Raw genomic sequence first — 284 nt, forward strand, 5'->3', positions numbered from 1 at the left:
AAATGACAAATACCTACCATTTCTTTCATAAGAAAATTAAATGGGGCATACATAGGCAAGAAAGTACGACAATTGGAACAATGGAGGAATTTAAGCGTGGAAAATAAAAAACCAAACACACCGTTATTAAATCAAACGGTACAGAAGGCGATCAGAGAAGGGAAGCTAGACGTCCTGCAACAGCTAGTCGAAAATAACGAGGATGTATTGCATGCCTATACACCGGTTGGAACGGTTTTACATTTAGCCGCTGAATCAAATCAATTAGCGATTGTGAAATGGCT

General features: G+C 38.7%; 1 pseudogene. It reads left to right on the plus strand.

From position 1 onward, the window contains the following. Positions 1-96: 96 nt before the first annotated feature. A pseudogene (locus tag KTHG_RS00375) lies at positions 97-284 on the plus strand (suppressor of fused domain protein); the annotation flags it as partial.

The sequence above is a fragment of the Kurthia sp. Dielmo genome (assembly GCF_000307285.2).
In the GTDB taxonomy this organism is placed as follows: Bacteria; Bacillota; Bacilli; order Bacillales_A; family Planococcaceae; genus Kurthia; species Kurthia populi.